Source organism: Methylobacterium sp. Leaf91 (assembly GCF_001422815.1).
Lineage (GTDB): Bacteria > Pseudomonadota > Alphaproteobacteria > Rhizobiales > Beijerinckiaceae > Methylobacterium.
Genome location: NZ_LMMP01000023.1, coordinates 175,584 through 192,974, shown reverse-complemented (window position 1 = coordinate 192,974; position 17,391 = coordinate 175,584). Strand labels below are relative to the sequence as shown.

18 protein-coding genes are annotated in these 17,391 nt (G+C 65.9%); 7 read left to right on the top strand and 11 right to left on the bottom strand.

Features of this window, described 5'->3' with window-relative positions; translation table 11 throughout:
* Positions 1-111: 111 nt before the first annotated feature.
* Positions 112-591, top strand: coding sequence for a MarR family transcriptional regulator (locus tag ASF32_RS15570; RefSeq protein WP_056430517.1), 480 nt, complete (start codon positions 112-114; stop codon positions 589-591).
* A 20-nt stretch (positions 592-611) separates the two neighbouring features.
* Here ASF32_RS15570 and ASF32_RS15565 read toward each other — a convergent pair whose 3' ends face one another.
* From ASF32_RS15565 to ASF32_RS15555, 3 genes are all read right to left on the bottom strand, one after another.
* Positions 612-2,120 (bottom strand): NAD(P)/FAD-dependent oxidoreductase, encoded by a 1,509-nt coding sequence (locus ASF32_RS15565; RefSeq protein ID WP_056430115.1) that lies wholly within the window; start codon positions 2,118-2,120, stop codon positions 612-614.
* 201 nt (positions 2,121-2,321) lie between these two features.
* On the bottom strand, positions 2,322-3,095 hold the full coding sequence (locus ASF32_RS15560) for an HAD family hydrolase (RefSeq protein WP_056430112.1): 774 nt from the start codon (positions 3,093-3,095) through the stop codon (positions 2,322-2,324).
* On the bottom strand, positions 3,092-3,619 hold the full coding sequence (locus tag ASF32_RS15555) for a hypothetical protein (RefSeq protein WP_056430109.1): 528 nt from the start codon (positions 3,617-3,619) through the stop codon (positions 3,092-3,094). Before ASF32_RS15555 ends, ASF32_RS15560 begins: the two co-directional genes overlap by 4 nt.
* A 137-nt stretch (positions 3,620-3,756) precedes the next feature.
* Between ASF32_RS15555 and ASF32_RS15550 the strand changes: the two genes are divergently transcribed.
* The 3 genes from ASF32_RS15550 (at position 3,757) to ASF32_RS15540 (ending at position 6,781) form a co-directional block, all read left to right on the top strand.
* Complete coding sequence (locus ASF32_RS15550; RefSeq protein WP_056430104.1) at positions 3,757-5,142, top strand: aminotransferase; 1,386 nt, start codon at positions 3,757-3,759, stop codon at positions 5,140-5,142.
* A 321-nt stretch (positions 5,143-5,463) separates the two neighbouring features.
* On the top strand, positions 5,464-5,679 hold the full coding sequence (locus ASF32_RS15545; RefSeq protein ID WP_056453941.1) for a hypothetical protein: 216 nt from the start codon (positions 5,464-5,466) through the stop codon (positions 5,677-5,679).
* A 160-nt stretch (positions 5,680-5,839) separates the two neighbouring features.
* On the top strand, positions 5,840-6,781 hold the full coding sequence (locus ASF32_RS15540) for a metallophosphoesterase (protein ID WP_056430098.1): 942 nt from the start codon (positions 5,840-5,842) through the stop codon (positions 6,779-6,781).
* A gap of 23 nt (positions 6,782-6,804) precedes the next feature.
* On the opposite strand, the gene ASF32_RS26900 is transcribed toward ASF32_RS15540, so the two are convergent.
* Both ASF32_RS26900 and sfsA read right to left on the bottom strand, forming a co-directional pair.
* On the bottom strand, positions 6,805-6,927 hold the full coding sequence (locus ASF32_RS26900) for a hypothetical protein (RefSeq protein ID WP_280136565.1): 123 nt from the start codon (positions 6,925-6,927) through the stop codon (positions 6,805-6,807).
* 88 nt (positions 6,928-7,015) lie between these two features.
* Entirely contained in the window at positions 7,016-7,741 is a 726-nt protein-coding gene (sfsA, locus tag ASF32_RS15535; RefSeq protein ID WP_056430097.1) for a DNA/RNA nuclease SfsA, read from the bottom strand.
* A 156-nt stretch (positions 7,742-7,897) separates the two neighbouring features.
* Between sfsA and ASF32_RS15530 the strand changes: the two genes are divergently transcribed.
* From ASF32_RS15530 to ASF32_RS25455, 3 genes are all read left to right on the top strand, one after another.
* Entirely contained in the window at positions 7,898-8,653 is a 756-nt protein-coding gene (locus ASF32_RS15530; protein ID WP_056430095.1) for a molybdopterin-binding protein, read from the top strand.
* Between the two features lie 57 nt (positions 8,654-8,710).
* Positions 8,711-9,568, top strand: a complete 858-nt coding sequence (locus ASF32_RS15525) for a formate/nitrite transporter family protein (protein ID WP_056430092.1) — start codon at positions 8,711-8,713, stop codon at positions 9,566-9,568.
* Between the two features lie 155 nt (positions 9,569-9,723).
* Positions 9,724-10,239, top strand: coding sequence for a hypothetical protein (locus tag ASF32_RS25455; RefSeq protein WP_156467844.1), 516 nt, complete (start codon positions 9,724-9,726; stop codon positions 10,237-10,239).
* A 27-nt stretch (positions 10,240-10,266) separates the two neighbouring features.
* Here ASF32_RS25455 and ASF32_RS15515 read toward each other — a convergent pair whose 3' ends face one another.
* From ASF32_RS15515 to ASF32_RS15490, 6 genes are all read right to left on the bottom strand, one after another.
* Entirely contained in the window at positions 10,267-10,446 is a 180-nt protein-coding gene (locus ASF32_RS15515; RefSeq protein ID WP_056430086.1) for a hypothetical protein, read from the bottom strand.
* 111 nt (positions 10,447-10,557) lie between these two features.
* Positions 10,558-10,992: a heme-binding protein gene (locus tag ASF32_RS15510; RefSeq protein ID WP_018042404.1), complete on the bottom strand. Its 435-nt coding sequence runs from the start codon at positions 10,990-10,992 to the stop codon at positions 10,558-10,560.
* A gap of 191 nt (positions 10,993-11,183) precedes the next feature.
* Positions 11,184-12,158: a CoA ester lyase gene (locus ASF32_RS15505; RefSeq protein ID WP_018042403.1), complete on the bottom strand. Its 975-nt coding sequence runs from the start codon at positions 12,156-12,158 to the stop codon at positions 11,184-11,186.
* A 135-nt stretch (positions 12,159-12,293) separates the two neighbouring features.
* Complete coding sequence (locus ASF32_RS15500) at positions 12,294-15,053, bottom strand: phosphoenolpyruvate carboxylase (RefSeq protein ID WP_056430083.1); 2,760 nt, start codon at positions 15,051-15,053, stop codon at positions 12,294-12,296.
* A gap of 226 nt (positions 15,054-15,279) precedes the next feature.
* Positions 15,280-16,173, bottom strand: coding sequence for a succinate--CoA ligase subunit alpha (gene sucD / locus ASF32_RS15495; RefSeq protein ID WP_056430080.1), 894 nt, complete (start codon positions 16,171-16,173; stop codon positions 15,280-15,282).
* 19 nt (positions 16,174-16,192) lie between these two features.
* Positions 16,193-17,371, bottom strand: a complete 1,179-nt coding sequence (locus ASF32_RS15490) for a malate--CoA ligase subunit beta (RefSeq protein ID WP_056430078.1) — start codon at positions 17,369-17,371, stop codon at positions 16,193-16,195.
* Between the last annotated feature and the right edge of the window lie 20 nt (positions 17,372-17,391).

Sequence of the window (17,391 nt, the reverse complement as noted above, 5' to 3'; positions counted from 1 at the left end):
GTCGTGCCCGCGCGCCTGAGCGATGAGCTTTACCGGGCCTCGCATGGCGACGCCACCCGCGAGTTACGTCGTGCTTTCGATGCCGCCTGCTTCTGCTATAGCGGCGTCGACATGAACTTTACCGCAGCGACCGGAAATCCCGTGACCGATGCTCGATCGGACGACCCGCTGCGGGTCTGGTTCCGCTTCATCCGCCTCAACCGGAGGGTGACCGCCGCGATGGCGACCGAGCTGCGCGGCCTCGGGCTCTCCATTCCGCAATTCGACGTCCTCTCGACCCTCACCGAACGCGAGGGGCTGACACAGCAGGATCTCGCCGCGCGGCTCTACGTCACCAAGGGCAATGTCTCGGGCCTGATCGACCGCCTCGTCCAGGCCGGCTTCGTCGAGCGCCACGCCATCCCGGGTGACCGGCGCTCGCATGCGCTCCATCTCACCCCGGCGGGTACGGAGATCGCAGCCCGTGGGATCGCCGCGCAGAAAGCCTATGTCGCCCGTACCCTCGGGACGCTGCCTCCGGACGACATCGCGGCTTTCGAGCAGCTCGTGTTGAAATGGCGCGACGTCGCCCGCGCCGATTCCAGCGGCTGAGTTACTTCGGTGTCCCTCCGTCAGAGCCTCTGACGGATCACCGGGCGGCCTTCCGCCTGGACCAGCGGGTCGATCTGCCGGGCCGCTCGCAGGCCCGCTTCGATCGCCCCCTCGACCCAGCCGGTCTTCAGGCTGGTGAAATCTCCTGCGAAATGGATGCGGCCTTCGGGCATGGTCCATTCCCGGATCATCCATCCGCCGCCGAGCGGCGGCGAGCCGAACGAGCCCTTGATCCAGGGCTGCTCGGTCCAGGCGAAGTCCTTTACCGTGATCACCTCGTCGAACAGGTCGGGCATGTCGGCGCGGAACTGATCGACCGTCACCTGAGCGCGCGTCTCGCGGGGGCGGGCCAGGATCGCCTCCGCGTTCGCGCCATTGAGGTAGAAGAAGACGTTCCCGTGCGAGCCGGTCTCGTTGCCGGTGATGTCGATGACCCGCTCCCAGGGCCTGTCGCCGCCGGCCATGGGCCAGCCATGAACATTCTTCGAGAGCCAAGAGGGAGTCTTGGTCTGGACGATGACCTTGACGGTCTTGTCCCATTCCATCTCGGCGAACATGCGCCGCTTGCCCTCCGACCAGCCGGGCTTCATCTCGATATCGCCGAGGACGCTGAAGGGGATCGTGGATACGATCGCATCGCCGGAGAAGTCGCGTCCATCGCGGGTGCCGACACGGACACCGCCATCGGTCTGCTCGATGCTGACCACCTCGGCCTTCAAGACGATGTTGGTTGGGCCGATCGCTCCCGCGAGGGCCATCGGCAGGCGGTTGTTGCCGCCTTCGATGCGGAACACGTTCTGGTCGCCGAAATGATAGGCGAGGTCGGGGATGGCCCCCAGCGCCTGCGAGCGGCTGGTGAAGGTGCCGCCATGGGCATCGAGTAGCTGGCAGAACGCGTCCGAGGCGCCGACACCCTTCACGAGGTCGCCCACCGTCACGTTGTCGTAGCGAGCCAGGGAATCCGGGTCGGGCCACCGTGAATCGAGGACGGAATCGGTGTCGAGTCCGGCTCGGTAGAGATAGCGGTTGAGGCTGGTGGCGACGCTGACGTTGCGTTCCTCGCGGGAAACGGGCCATGGCCAGTTGGCGAGATCGGCGCCCGTCCCGGTCTTGCCACCGACGATGTAGCGGGGAAGGCCATCGTTGAGGCTGAGGAGGGGCAGGTTGAAGCGCCGCACGTAGCTCAGCACGTAGGGCATGTTGGACCGAAAGTGCCCGCCGCCGGCCTCGGTGAACTGCCCGTTCTTCAGCGGAAGCGAGTAGAGGCGGCCGCCAATGCGGTCCTGGTACTCGATCACCGTGACGCGGTGGCCTCTGCGGAGTAGCGCCAGGGCGGCCGTCAAGCCGGACATGCCCGCGCCGAGGACGAGCACGTGTTTCGGTGCGTTCCCCGTCTGCGCGAGGGCGGGCGCGGCGATGAACGGGAACGCGGCGGTGAAGGCCGAGCCGACGGCGCCACGGAGAATGTCACGCTTCGTCGGAGCGTTCGGCCTGCCGCTATCGAGGCCGGCGCGGTCGTGAGGAGGCATCGTCAGAAACTCACGCAGTCGAGGCAATGATCGGGGAGGACGCGCGGGCGAGACATGCCAGCGCGAAATCGTTTTGCCGCCATCGCCGGAGGGGCCGGATCGGCCGGGCCTGTCGTCGGGAAACGACGCGGGTAGTTGTGACGTTTCCGGGTAAATATTTCCCTTCATCAGCGGCAGCCGGATCGGGGGGGGAGACCTCACTCAGCGTCCTGGTTGCGCCCCGGCTTCGCTCCCTCGCGCGTGATCGGCGATCCCATCGAGCAAGTCGGCGAGATCGGCGATCGAGGCGACCACATGGTCTGCGAGCGGCGTCATGATCTCGCGGGCTGCATCCCCCATGGGCCCGGTCAGAACCGCGATGGTCATGGCACCGGCCGCGCGCCCGGCGACGAGGTCGTAAGGCGAATCGCCGATCATGACGATGCGGCTCGGGGCGACGGCGAGATGCGCGGCGAAGGCGCTGACCATGCCGGGTTCCGGCTTGGACCCATGCCCCGAATCGTAGCCCGCGACGTAGGAGAGATGGGGTGTGAGGCCGAGGGCATCAGCCTGCGCCCGCGCCGAGGCTTCGGCATCGTTGGTGGCGATGCCGAGCGCGTAACCGGCACCGACGAGATGGCGTGCCATCCCGGCCGGATCACCGATCGGGCATAGATGCGCCAACCCTTCGCGGCGAAACAGCCGGTCCATCTCCCCGTAGAGATCAGGTCCGGCAGGCCGGCCGAGAACCTTCGCCCAGAGCGGCCCATAGGCTGCGGACGAGCCGGCGATGAGGGGCGAGGTCGGCAGGAAGCGTCGCTCCTCCTCGATGTAATGGCTCACCGCCATCAGGTCTTCCAAGCGGGTACGGTCGCCCCCGGACAGGCAATCCATGACCGCATGGGCCGCTGGCCCCCAGGTCCTGTCGAAATCGATGAGCGTGCCGTCCTTGTCGAACAGGATGCCGGCGAGACGGCGTGGACGCGTCGCGCTCACGCGCTGGCTCCCACCTTCTCGACGTCGAAGGTTCCGGCGCGATCCCGCCGCACGATCCTGTCGCCGGGCTCGAACACGCCGAGTGGGACGTCACGATCCGGCAGGATGACGGTGGTGGATTTGTTGAGATGGACGAGGACGAGGCGGTCCTGCGCCAGCGATGCGGCGGCCCAGCGCCGCAGCTGCCCGTAATACGGCTCGCGCCGCCACGCATTCGGTTGGCCGGGATCGACCTGGACGTTCATGTTCTTCGTCACCGGATCGAGCGCCAGCACCATCTTGGCCTTCTCCGGCTTCCACTCGGCGCCGAGCCAGGCTTCGGTCATCCAGAGACAATGGAAGGCGCGGCAATGGTCCGGCCGCGTCGGATGGATGGCGCAGCCCCTCCCCTGCTTGGTGTGCCGGCACCATTGGCCGGCGACGCTCCCCACGGCGGGAACATCGTAGACCTTGCAGCACAGGGTGCAGGTTCCGCAAACGCGGCCTGGCGCCGGATGGGCCACGAAAGTAGCGGGATCGAGCATGCGCGGGACAATCGGTGCGAAAGACGGGGCGACGATGCATTGTGCGGACGGGTTTCTACCGACGGTCCGGGTCGCTAGTGTGGCATCGCATGAACACGGGGCCGAACCGGCCCGCTTCCACAGGTAACGGCAGGCCCATGCTCTCGAACCTCGCGACCCGCGACGTCGAAACGCTGATCCATCCCTACACCAACCTTTCCACCTTTCGCGAGACCGGCCCGCTGGTGCTGGAGCGCGGCCACGGTGTCTGGGTTTATGACAGCGACGGTCGGCCCTATCTCGAAGGCATGGCCGGCCTGTGGTGCACAGCGCTCGGCTATTCGAACGAGGAATTGGTGGAAGCGGCGAGCGAGCAGATGTCGCGCCTGCCCTTCACCCATCTGTTCTCGGGGCGTAGCCACGATCCGGCGATCGAGCTCGCGGAGACGCTCAAGGAGTTGATGCCGATCCCGACCTCGAAGATCTTCTTCACCTCGTCCGGGTCGGAGGCCAACGACACCCAGGTGAAGCTGACTTGGTATCTCAACAACGCCCTCGGCCGCCCGGCCAAGAAGAAGATCGTCTCGCGGATCAAGGGCTACCACGGCGTCACGGTCGCGACCGCCTCCATGACCGGCCTCACCGCCAACCATGCCGATTGGGACCTGCCGCTGCCAGGGTTCCTGCATGTGGGATGCCCGCACCACTATCGTTTCGCCGAGGCCGGTGAGACCGAGGAGGCATTCTCGCAGCGCCTCGCCGACGAACTCGAAGCCCTGATCCTGCGCGAGGGGCCGGATACCGTCGCGGCCTTCGTGGCCGAGCCGGTCATGGGAGCGGGGGGCGCCATCGCCCCGCCCGCCGGTTATTTCACCAAGATCCAGGCCGTCCTCGACCGCTACGACGTGCGCTTCATCGCCGACGAGGTGATCTGCGGCTTCGGCCGGCTCGGCACTTGGTTCGGTTCCGAAGCCCTGGGAATGCGCCCCGACAGCCTGTCTTTCGCCAAGGCGGTGACCTCGGGCTACATGCCGCTCGGCGGCATCAGCATCGACGAGCCGCTCTACAAGGCGCTGGTGACGCAGAGCGCCAAGCTCGGCACGTTCGGCCACGGCACCACCTATTCCGGTCACCCCGTCGCCTGCGCCGTCGCGCTGAAGACCATCGAAATCTACAAACGCGACCGCATCGTCGAAGGCGTTGCCGAGAAGGCCCCTCATTTCCAGGCCCGGCTCTCGGCCTTGGCCGACCACCCCATTGTCGGAGAAGCGCGAGGGATCGGTCTCATCGGTGGGCTGGAGATCGTCGCCGACAAGGCATCCAAGCGTCAGTACGAGCCGAAGGCCGGAGTCGCGGCCCGCTGCGTCGCGTTCGCGCAGGCCGAGGGCCTGATCGTGCGATTCCTCGCCGGTGACCGGGTCGCGGTCTGCCCTCCCCTGGTCATCTCGCACGAGGAGATCGACACGTTGTTCGACCGCCTCGCCCGTGCCCTGGATCGAACCGAGGCCTGGATCGCGTCGGAAGGTCTGAGGCCCGTGGTTTAGGGCGGCTTCGCCACAGAAAAGTCTAGATCTTTCGCAGTGCGTGCGAGATTAGATTGCACTGCGGAATTGAATTTTTTATATTTCCACTATTCTTTGACTGTGTCGAAAGTCACTCAGCGACGATGTTGGACAACTCTATCCTGCTCATCTCTGGCTAGCCTTAAGCTCCCGTTCATGATCCTTCGCCGCATATGGATCTCGTGCCGCACAGCGTCGGTCCGGGTCGAACCTCTTGAGGGTGCCCGAGAGACCGGCGTGATCGCCAACCAGACAAACGAGGATCTGGTGGCGTTCCGACACCGTGAAACAGGACCCGTTCCCATGTCCCGCCCCGAACAGAACCAGCGCGCAGCCATTTCGTCGACGCCCCGTGCGTCCGGTCTGGTAACGGATCGCGAAGGTTTCCGCCCCGTGGCACTGCCCGCCCTCGCCGCAGCGGTTCACGTCTCGGCATCCGCTGCCAAAGAGGCGGCCCGGAAGATTGCCGCTCGTCGGCAGCTCTCCCGCTTCCAGCACGAGGATGCGCCCCTCGTCTGAGGCCAATCCTTCTTAAGACGAACGCCGTCCGGCCAAACATTGCGACCAAGCCTTCACGGGCTTGGTCACCGACGTCGAACCATCGGAACTTGGCTGCGCTGGATGTGTAGTCGCCCCGGGACGATGGATCCGCATCGACTCTGCCGCCGGGGACGATGACATGCTGATTCTGCCGACAAGACGGCAGCTCCTAACCGGGATCGGTGCGAGCACGGCCCTGGTGGCCTCGGCGGGCGCCTATGGCTTCGTGATCGAGCCGCGCCACCGTCTCGTTGTGACGCGATACGCTCCGGTTCTGCCTGGCTGGACACATGGGTTGAGCCTGAAAGTCGCTGTCCTCGCCGATTTCCATGTCGGCGAGCCGACCATGCCGCTCGACCGGATCGCCGAGATCGTCGATGCGACAAACCGGCTCGAACCCGATCTCATCCTGCTGCTCGGCGATTATCCATCCGGTCCCAGCGTGACGACACGCAAGGTGCCGCTGGTCGAGTTCGCCCGCGTCGTGGACGGCCTGCGGGCGCCGCTCGGCGTTTACGCCATTCTTGGAAATCACGATTGGTGGGACGACACCATCGCCCAAACGACGCGGCGCGGGCCGGTCGAATCCCAGCGCGTGCTGGAAGCTCGCGGCATCCCGGTCATGGAGAACATCGCTCGGCGGCTGGAAAAGGATGGCTATCCGTTCTGGATCGCAGGGCTTGGGGACCAAGAGCCGTTCCTACTGCGCGGCGATCGCCGAGGACGGGACGATCTCCCCGGCACGCTGGCTCAGGTCACGGACGATGCGCCGGTCATCCTGATGGCGCACGAGCCCTACATCTTCCCCCGTGTACCCGAGCGTGTCTCCCTGACCCTGGCCGGCCATACCCATGGCGGCCAGATCCGGTTTTTCGGTGCCTCGCCGCTCGTACCCTTCGTGCGTGGCAAGGACCTTTCCTACGGCCATGTGGTCGATGAGGGACGACACATGATCGTGTCCGGCGGGTTCGGCGTGAGCCGCGTCCCGATCCGTATCGGAGTGCCGCCGGAAATCGTACTTCTCGAACTTGGCCGAACCTTGCCAGATCCCGGCCCGAAAGCCACGCCAGGCGGCGTATAGCCGGCCTGACGGGGCTGTGGGTCCTACTTCTTGGCGCCGATGCTTACGGTGCCCTTGGTAGAGGGGGCAGCGGCGATCGTCTTGACGACGGGCTTCTTCGGCTTCTTCGCTTCGCGGCCACCGCGTGGTTTCTCAGTCGCCATCATCGTCTCCTTGGGTCGTAGGGCTGGGAGCATGGCACGAAATCCGCCGATGGCCCCATGAAATCGCGCGCCCCACCGACGCGCCGATCGATCACCCGCCGGATAGCCGCGAAACCACGGGAATCGCTTCCGCGATGGTGACCTCGGTCGGGTCGATCCGGCAGCGATAGGCATGGATTTCGACTCCGCCCGCCATGGCGGCGGCAAAGGCACGGTCGAAGGCCGGATCGAGATCGCGGGCCACATCGAACCTGTCTGCCTGCATCTGCACCACGACGATCAGCATCGCGCGCCCGCCCTGAGCGACGACCTCCGTGAGATCGTCCATATGCCGCGCGCTGCGGGCGGCCACGCAGTCGGGAAATTCGGCGAGGCCCGGTTGGCGCAGGAGGTGGCAGTTCTTCACCTCCACATGACAGGGTGGCACGCCCTCCCCGGTCGCCAGGAAATCGACCCGGCTGGCGCGTCCGTAACGCACCTCGGGGCGCAGGGAAGCGTATTCCGAAAGTGGTGCGAGGCGACCTTCGGCGAAGGCCTCCGCGACCAGCGCGTTCGGACGCATCGTATTGATGCCGACCCATTGCAGGCCGCCGGGCAAGTCGGCTTCCACCAGTTCCCACGAAAAGCCGAGCTTACGCGCCGGGTTTGTCGAAGCCGAAAGGAGGACGCGCGAACCGGGTTGGTTGAGGCCGAGCATCGCGCCGGGATTGGCGCAATGCGCCGTGACGAGGCTGCCATCCGCCACTTCGATATCAGCGAGAAAACGCTTGTAACGGCGGACCAGCCGGCCCTCGATCAGCGGACCGGGGAATCTCATCGGCAGGACCTCCTGACGGGAATGGCACGCGAAACGGCTACGACGCCGTGCGCCTATCAGCTGGCGCCGACGCAGGCCAGGGAGCCCGCCATGGTCAGTTCGGCATCGTCGCGCTAGGTCAGGGGTATCACCGCCTCGCGCTCGCCACGGACCACGATGACTTCCCCCACTTCCCCTACCATCACCGCCGCCATTCTGGTGATCGGCGACGAGATCCTGTCCGGCCGCACCAAAGACCGGAATATCGGCACCATTGCCGATTATTGTACGGCCGTCGGCATCGACCTGCGGCAGGTCCGTATCGTCCCGGACGAGGCGGAAGAGATCGTCGACGCGGTCAATACCCTTCGGACCCGCTACACCTACCTCTTCACCACCGGCGGGATCGGCCCGACCCATGACGACATCACCGCCGATTGCATGGCCGCCGCCTTCGGCGTGACCATCGATGTCGATCCGCGCGCGAAGGCAATGCTGCTTGAGCGCCACAAGCCCGAAGATCTCAACGAGGCCCGGCTGCGCATGGCGCGCATTCCGGCGGGTGCCGATCTCATCGCCAACCCGATTTCGAAGGCGCCGGGCTTTCGCATCGGCAACGTGTTCGTCATGGCCGGCGTGCCGGCGATCATGCAGGCCATGCTCGACGAGATCGGCCCTACCCTCGAGACCGGCGCGCGCGTGCTGTCGGAGACGATCGAGGCCGGCAACCTGCCCGAAGGCAATTACGCTTCGGCCCTGGCCGAGATCGCCAAGGTCCATGACGGCGTATCCATCGGCTCCTATCCGTCGATGACGCAGCAGGGATTCGCCAATCGCATCGTAGTGCGCGGAAAAGATGCCGAAGCGGTGGCGAGGGCGAAGGCAGATGTCCATTCCCTCGTCGCCCGGCTCAAGGACGGAACCGTCGCCTGAGTCCATGGCTTCCTTGTCGAAGGCGGGAATAGAGCCCGTTTTCAGGAGGTCCCTCGAATGGGGCAGCGAGACGAAGGCTCCACGCGGGATGAGGCAGTCGAGCGGGAGGAATCCGTAGCGGAAGGCCTGCGGCCCGACGCCTTCATCCTACACGAGGTGATCCGCCGGGAGGGTGACGAGGAGCTTCGGCGCACGGGCGGGGCGCTGTTCCTCTCGGCTTTCGCCGCGGGATTGACCATGGGCTTCTCGCTCATCGTCCCCGGCGTGCTGAAGGCTCATCTCCCGGAGGCTCAATGGGCCGGACTCATCACCAGCTTGGGATACGCGACCGGTTTCCTCATCGTCGTCCTCGGCCGCCAGCAACTCTTCACCGAAAACACGCTGACGCCGATTCTGCCTCTGCTTCATGACCGGAGCGTCGCCACCCTCATGCGCGTCCTGCGCCTGTGGGGCATCGTTCTGGCCGGCAACATGGTCGCCACCGCTGCCATCGCTGCGGTCCTAGCCTATTCGGATGCGTTCGCATCCGAGATCCACACCGCCTTCGCCGCGATCAGCCACCATACGATCGAGTCGGCGTTCTGGACGACTCTGATCAAAGCTGTGTTCGCGGGCTGGCTCATCGCCCTGATGGTGTGGATGCTGCCTGCCACCGGCTCGGCGGCGCCGTTCATCGTCATCCTGATGACCTGGCTCGTGTCGATGTGCAGCCTCGCCCATATCGTGGCCGGATCCGTCGACACGTTCTATCTCGTCTTCAGCGGCCATGCCTCGATGGGCGATTACGTCTCGCGCTTCTTCATTCCGACTCTTCTCGGCAACGTGTTTGGCGGGACCGCCCTGGTCGCCGTCCTCAACTTCGGGCAGGTCGCGCCCGAGGTGGAGAAGCAGAAAGCCGCCGACGGCGAAAGTTGAGCGTCGAGGCAAGCCGGTCGTTGGCGCCATCGCGGCGCGCGTCCAGATGAATACTTTCCGAGTGGTGGCGTCTGCTCTGGTTCAGCGGCTCGGCTGCAGGATGATCCGGTGCCGCATACCCATGGCGGGGGCGGTCATCTCTCCGGAGACGTTCCGTGGCTGCAAACCCGTTCCTGTCCGTCGCTACGCGCCGTAGGCCGCCTATCTTCAGCGGTCTCCTGGCCCTGGCGCTCTGCGGTGTCCCTGCGCTCGCCGCCGATTTCCCGGAGCCCTATGGAGCGCCGCGCGAATTCCCGGGAGAGCGCCGACCCCCTCCCCCGGTCGAGGATTTCCGCCCCGGACGCGAACCGTCTCGCCTCGCGGAGCCGTGCCGGACCGTCATCCGACGCCGGATCACACCGGAGGGAGAGGAAATCATCAAGCGGGTGACGATCTGCGAGGAGCATTCGGACCGCTTCAGATCGGAGCGCGAGCCGGAGGGGGGATACGGTGAGCCGAGGCCTTACCGGCGGCCTCCGATTCCACCTCGGGAAGTTCCGTTTGCCGACGAGGCTCGTCCGGATCAGCGTGGTTACGTCGGCGGCGAGCCCCCTGCGGAGGGTCTCGCCGGCGAGGAGCGACTGTCCGAAGAGCCGCCCTTGGAGGGACGTGGACGCGATCCGCGCTACTGAAGCGGTCTCGCGTCCGACGCCATCGTGTCAGGCCCGTACGACGGGCCGGGCCTTCACGGCTGCGGCCAAGGCCTTCAACTGGCGGTTCAGATCCGCCAGTTCGTTGAGGGCGATGGTCCGGTGGCCGTCCTTGACCGCACGCTCGATGTCGGCGACCTGCGCATTGGCCATGCGCTTCAGTTCGGCGGCGAGTTGGTCCCGGGTCATCGGCGCTCCTGTCACGGCTCGGGGTGATGCGACCGTGATAGGGCGCGCATGCTTAACCGACGGTATTCATCGCGTGCGCTGCACCCGATGCGCGTCGTCGGTTTCGCCGGTTCAGGTCCGCCAGGGGTGGGCGGGCAGCTCGGTCGCGCCGACGGCGCTGGCGCCGGCCAGAGCCACCGCGTGGTCGTTTTCGACGCTCGAACCGCTGACGCCGATGGCGCCGGACATCTCGCCGTCCTTGTCGACGATCGGGATGCCGCCGGGGAAGGTGATCAGGCCTTCATTGGAATGCTCGATGCCGAAGAGCGGGCCGCCGGGCTGTGACAACTGGCCGATCTGACCGGTCATCATGCCGAAGAAAACCGAGGTCTTGGCCTTCTTCTGGGCGATGTCGATGGAGCCGACCCAGGCCCCGTCCATCCGGTAGAACGCTTTGAGGTTACCGCCGGAATCGACGACGGCGATACACATCTGGGTGTCGAGCTCCACTGCCTTGGCGCGGGCGGCCTCGATGGCCTTGTGAGCGTCTTCGATGGTCACATGCATGGTGGTTTCTCCCTGTCGATCGACGAGATCGGAGCCGTTTGGCTGTCCTGCCCAAGGGGGAAGACGTAGCCCCGGCGCCTGTTCTCCCGGCGATACGCTGCGGACGATAGGACATTTCGGGCCTAAAGCGAGGACGGCCGCCCCTTTCGGAAGCGGCCGTCCTGCTTAGCGATGTCTACGAAGCGACCCGATCAGCTGGCCGACATCGCGTTGGCCTTCTCGATCAGTGCCTCGGCCATGCGGATCGAGGCGATGTCGATGAGGCGGCCGTCCAGCGACACGGCGCCCTTGCCGGCCTTGGCGGCCTCTTCCATGGCTTCGAGGATGCGGCGGGCCTTGGTGACTTCGGCTTCCGACGGGGTGAACACTTCGTTGGCGAGATCGATCTGCGAGGGGTGGATCGCCCACTTGCCCTCGAAGCCGAGAGCGGCGCAGCGGCGCGCAGCGGAGGTGTAGCCATCCGGATCGGAGAAGTCGCCGAACGGGCCGTCGATCGGACGCAGGCCGTAGGCGCGGCAGGCGATCAGCATGCGGTTCTGGGCGAACAGCCAGGGATCCTGCCAATGGGTCTCGCGGTTGCCGGCCTCGTCCTTGTCGGTGAGCACCGAGAAGTCCTTGTTGACGCCGCCGATGACGGTGGAGCGGGCGCGGGTCGAGGCGGCGTAGTCGGCGACACCGAAAGACATGGCTTCCAGGCGCTTCGACGACGTGGCGATCGCCTCCACGTTGGCCATGCCCAGAGCGGTCTCGATCAGCACCTCGAAGCCGATCTTCTTCTCGCGCTTCTTGGCCTGCTCGATCTGGGTCGTCAGCACGTCGATGGCGTAGACGTCGGCCGGCACGCCGACCTTGGGGATCAGGATCATGTCGAGGCGCGGACAGGCTTCGACGATGTCGACCACGTCGCGGTACATGTAGTGGGTGTCGAGACCGTTGATGCGAATCATCATGGTCTTGGTGCCCCAATCCAGGTCGTTGAGCGCCTGGATGATGTTCTTGCGGGCCTGCTCCTTGTCATCGGGAGCGACGGCGTCTTCGAGGTCGAGGAAGATCACGTCGGCCTTGGAGGAAGCGGACTTCTCCATGAAGGTCGGGTTGGACCCGGGAACGGCGAGTTCCGAGCGGTGCAGGCGCGGGGTGGCCTGCTGGATCAGGGTAAAGCTCATTGGGGAATCCTTCCTCTGGGTTCGTGTTCTGGTCGTTGGTGAGAGACCGCAAAACGCGGTCCACCATACCGGTCGGGATACGCTTTCGCGCCTGTCCCAGGGCCGTGCCCGGCCCTCGGTATCCTTACAAAACCGTCAGCCCGTCGCACCGAAGCCGACGGCGATGCAGTTGATCGAGAGCAGCAGGGCGGATTTCACCGCCTCGCGCTTGTCCTCATCCTCTTCGGCGCGGAAGCGGCGAAGCAGCTCCACCTGTTCGCGGCTGACCTGGTTGATCGTGGGCAGGCGGCCGTTGAGGCGATCTCGGAACAGGGGAAAGCGTTCCGCGAGTTCGGTGCCGCCGCTGACGCGAAGCGCCATCTCGCGGGTCAACTCATACTCGGCCTGGATCAGCGGGAAGATGCTGGCGCGAGCCTTCTCGTCGGCTACGAGACCGGCATAGTCGCGGGCGATCTCGAGATCGACCATCAGCAGCGTCTTCTCGACCTCGTCGAGGATGAGGCGGAACGGCTTCGATTCGGCGAAAAGCCGCTTCAGCTGTTCCTCGCCCTGCGCGCCACGCACGTCGAGGAAGCTCTTCAGGCCGGACCCGACACCGTACCACCCGGTGATGACGTGCCGGTTCTGCGACCATGCGAAGACCCATGGGATCGCGCGCAGGTCCGCCAGGGACCGGGCGCCGAACCGCCGCGCAGGGCGTGAGCCGATGTTGAGGAGCGCGATCTCGTCCAGCGGGCTCGCGGCCTGGAAATAGGTCACGAGGTCGGGATGCTGGATCAGGTTGACATAGGCCGCGCGCGACGCGCCGGACAGGGCTTCCAGCGAGTCGTCGAACTCGTTGCGCGGGACCTTGATGGCTTCCCGCTCGGATTTCAGCGCGTGGTCGAACACCGACGACGCGAGAAGCTCCATCTGGTAGGCCGCCGTGCCCCGGTTGGCGTATTTGAACGAGACGACTTCGCCCTGTTCCGTGGTGCGGAAACGCCCGTTGATCGAGCCCGGCGGCTGGGCGGCGATGGCTCGTGCCGTCGGCGCACCGCCTCGGCTCACGGAACCGCCGCGGCCGTGGAAGAACGCGATCGGCACGCCGGACGACTTCCCGAGTTGGGTCAGCTTGTCCTGCGCCTTGTAGAGCTCCCAATTCGAGGCGACGAAGCCGCCATCCTTGTTCGAATCCGAGTAGCCGATCATCACCTCCTGCACGCCGCCCTGCCAGCGGGTGGAGCGGCGGACCACCGGGATCGAGAACAGCTCCTTCATGATCGCGGGCGCGGCGCGAAGATCGTCGATGGTCTCGAACAGCGGAACGATCGGCAGGCAGCAGATTTCGGTGCCGGTGGCATCGAGGAAGTTGCCGGCTTCCTTGGCGAGGAGGTACGCACCGAGGATGTCGGGGACCGAACGGGTCATCGACAGGATGAAGGAGCCGAAGGCCTCGCGGTCGAGCTGCTCGCGCATCTCGCCGACGAGGGCGAAAGTCTCCAGCGTCTCGCGGGCGTCGTCAGGCAGGCTCTCGAACGAGCGCTCGCCGTGCATCGGCCTCGCCAGCTCGGCCAGCAGCCAGTTCTTCCACTCCGCCGAATCGAGGGCGGGCGGCGTCTTGTTCTGGCCGTTGGCCTGGTGCCAGAGCGCGTGCAGGGTCTTCGTGGTGCGCGTGGTGTTCTCGCGCAGGTCGAGGCGCACCGTGGAGAATCGGAAAATTTCCACCATGCGGCGCACCGGGCGCACGAGGTCTGTGGCCAGCGACGGGCAATTGGCGTCGGCGAGCCCGGCCTCGAGGTGGCGCAGGTCGTTGATGAGACCATCGGCGCTGGGATAATCCGGGCCGGTCGAGCGTAAGCCTTTGTTGCGCGCGATCGTCGCCTCGATCTTGCGCAGGATGCAGGTGAGAAACTGGCGATAGGCCTCGCCGGGATTGCGGCTGGCGATGGCGCGCCCGTCGCCGCTCTCGGTGAGCAGCTGGGCGAGTTCCGACTTGAACGATGCCGGCACGGGGAGCGAGCGCTCGGTGAGGGAGAGCGTGCGGCCGAGTGCGGTGACGCCATCGCGATAGCGCCGGAGGGAGGCGAGCGCGTTGCGTTGAAGTGTGGCGCGCGTCACCGACGATGTGACGTAGGGGTTGCCGTCGCGGTCGCCGCCGATCCACGAGCCGAACTGGAAGAAGGCCGGCACCTCGAACTTCTCGTCCGGGTAATACTCGGCCAGGGATTCCTCCAGCGAGTAGAGGACTTCCGGCAGCATCTCGAACAGGGTCTCGTCGAAGAAGTGCAGGCCCCAGGCCACCTCGCGCTCGACGGTGGCCTTCTCCAAATGGAGTTCGCCCGTCATCCAGACGAGCTCGATCTGGTCCCGAAGCTCGTTCATCAGGCCGTTGCGCTCACGCTCGGTCCAGCGCGGCAGTTCGAGCTCGCGCAGGACGAGATAGATGCGGCGGAACTTCTCCAGCACCGTCACGCGCTTTCCCTCGGTGGGGTGCGCCGTGATGGTCGGGCGAATGCGCAGGTCTTTCAGAAGGGCGTGGATCTCGGGCGCCTTGATGCCGTTCTTGACCGCATCCGCCAGGACCGCGCTGAAGCTGCCGGAGAGTTCCGCCCGCCCCTTGCTGCGCTCCACATGGCGACGCCGGCGCATGGCGGCATTTTGCTCGGCGATGGAGAGGAGCTGGAACCAGATGCCCTGGACCTGAAGCGCGCGGGCAAGAAGCTCTGGCGAGAAATCCGAGATGTTGGCCGTGCCGAGGAGGACGGCTTCGAGTTCCGGCTCGTGGCGGCGGGCGACTTCGAGCAGGGCGTGGAAGAGTATGTCGAGCGCTTCCTTCGACGAGGTGCCGGTGATGACCGGCGGCGCGAAGGGGTGGTCGAGCGATCCGACCGGGGCGTGGAGAGTATCGGTCATCGGATGGCCACCTCGAACAGAGTTGAGCCGATGGCCGCCGACATCGTGCGGGCAACGGTGAAGAGCAGCCGCTTCGGCAGCATGGAACGCAGCGCCGGAGCGATCAAGGGGGTGGTCTAGCGGGTTGGGCGAGGCGAGCAACGCTTTACCGGAAGTGGTGGCGCTGCCCCTCACTTCCGCTCGCTCAGTCACCACCCTCCCCCGCTGAGGGGGAGGGTTCGTCGGCTCACGCCGCGATCTTGCGCATCACCTGTTCGACCGTCGAACCGAAATCGCCGGGGCTCGGGGCGACGGTCAGGCCGTAGGAGCGCATGATCTCGGCCTTTTCAGCGGCGCTGTCGCCGGTGGCGGAGATGATCGCGCCGGCATGGCCCATGCGGCGACCCTTCGGGGCGGTGAGGCCGGCGACAAAGCCGATGACGGGCTTCGTCATGTTCTCCTTGATCCAGGCCGAGGCCTCGGCCTCCTGCGGACCGCCGATCTCGCCGATCATCAGCACGGCCTTGGTCTCGGGGTCCTGCTCGAACAGGGCGAGATGGTCGAGGAAGGACGAGCCGTTGATCGGGTCACCGCCGATACCCACCGAGGTCGTGATGCCGATGCCCCGCTCCTTCATCTGAGCGGCGGCCTCGTAGCCGAGGGTGCCGGAGCGCGAGATCACGCCGACATTGCCCTTGAGGTAGATGTGGCCGGGCATGATGCCGAGCATCGACTTGCCCGGCGAGATGATGCCGGCGCAGTTCGGGCCCACCACCATGGTGCGCTTGTCCTTGGGGTAGCGGCGCAGATACCGCTTCACCCGCATCATGTCCTGCGCCGGGATGCCGTCGGTGATCGAGCAGATCAGCGCGAGGCCGGCATCGGCCCCTTCCATGATCGCATCGGCCGCGAAGGGCGGAGCGACGAAGGTGATCGAGGTCGTGGCTCCAGTGGCCTCCACGGCCTCCTTGACGGTGTTGAACACCGGCACGCCGAGATGGGTCTTGCCGCCCTTTCCGGGGGTGACGCCACCGACGACGTTGGAACCGTAATCCAACATCTCCTTGGCGTGGAACGTACCCTTATCGCCGGTGATGCCCTGGACGATGATCGGGGTCTTCTCGTCGATCAGAATGCTCATGACGTATCCTCCCCTCGTCTCAGTGGCTGCGCTTGGCGGCGTCGCAGGCGGCGACGGCCTTGGTGGCGGCGTCCGACAGGCTGTCGGCGGTAATGAGGTCGAGGCCGCTCTCGGCCAGGATCTTCTTGCCCGCCTCGACATTCGTGCCGGCGAGCCGGACGATGAGCGGCACGTCGATCTTCACTTCCTTCGCCGCCTGGATCACGCCCTGGGCGACCCAGTCGCAGCGGTTGATGCCGGCGAAGATGTTCACCAGGATCGCCTTGACGTTGCGGTCCGAGAGAACGAGGCGGAAGGCCGTGGCCACGCGGTCGGGGCTGGCGCCGCCGCCGACATCGAGGAAGTTGGCGGGCTCGCCGCCCGCATGCTTGATCATGTCCATGGTCGCCATGGCGAGGCCGGCGCCGTTGACGATGCAGCCGATTTCACCCTCGAGGCCGATATAGCTGAGGTTGTGCTCGGCGGCCTGGGCCTCACGCGGATCGCCCTGCGAGGGATCGTGCATGTCGGCGATGTTGCGCCGGCGGAACATGGCGTTGTCGTCGAAGGACATCTTGGCGTCGAGCGCCAGGACGCGGTCGTCCTTGGTGACGACGAGAGGGTTGATCTCCAGCATGGTGCCGTCGCAATCGCGGAACGCCCGGTAGGCGTTCATGATCGTCTTCACGGCCGCCGAGACCTGCTTGATGTTCAGGCCGAGCTGGAACGCGATCTCGCGGGCCTGGAACTGCTGCAGACCGACAGCCGGCTCGACCACGACCTGGATCAGGGCTTCGGGCTCGTTGGCGGCGATCTCTTCGATATCCATGCCGCCGCGCTGCGAGGCGATGACGCGGACGCGCTCGGCCTTACGGTCGAGGACGTAACCGAGATAAAGTTCGCGCTCGAATGGATCGGCGGTCTCGATATAGACGCGCTGAACCGGCTTACCCTCGGGGCCGGTCTGGAGCGTCACGAGGCGCTTGCCGAGGAGGTCCTTGGCGGCATCGCGGACCTCGTTGTAGGTCCGGCACAGCTTGATGCCGCCGGCCTTGCCGCGCGCACCGGCATGGATCTGTGCCTTCACCGCCCAGAACGAGCCACCGAGTTCGGTGGCGGCGTAAACCGCCTGGTCGGGGCTGAAGGCCACCGCGCCCTTCGGAACCGCAACGCCGAATCCGGCGAGCAGCTCCTTGGCTTGATACTCATGCACGTCCATGTGCGTTCTCCTCGGCGTTT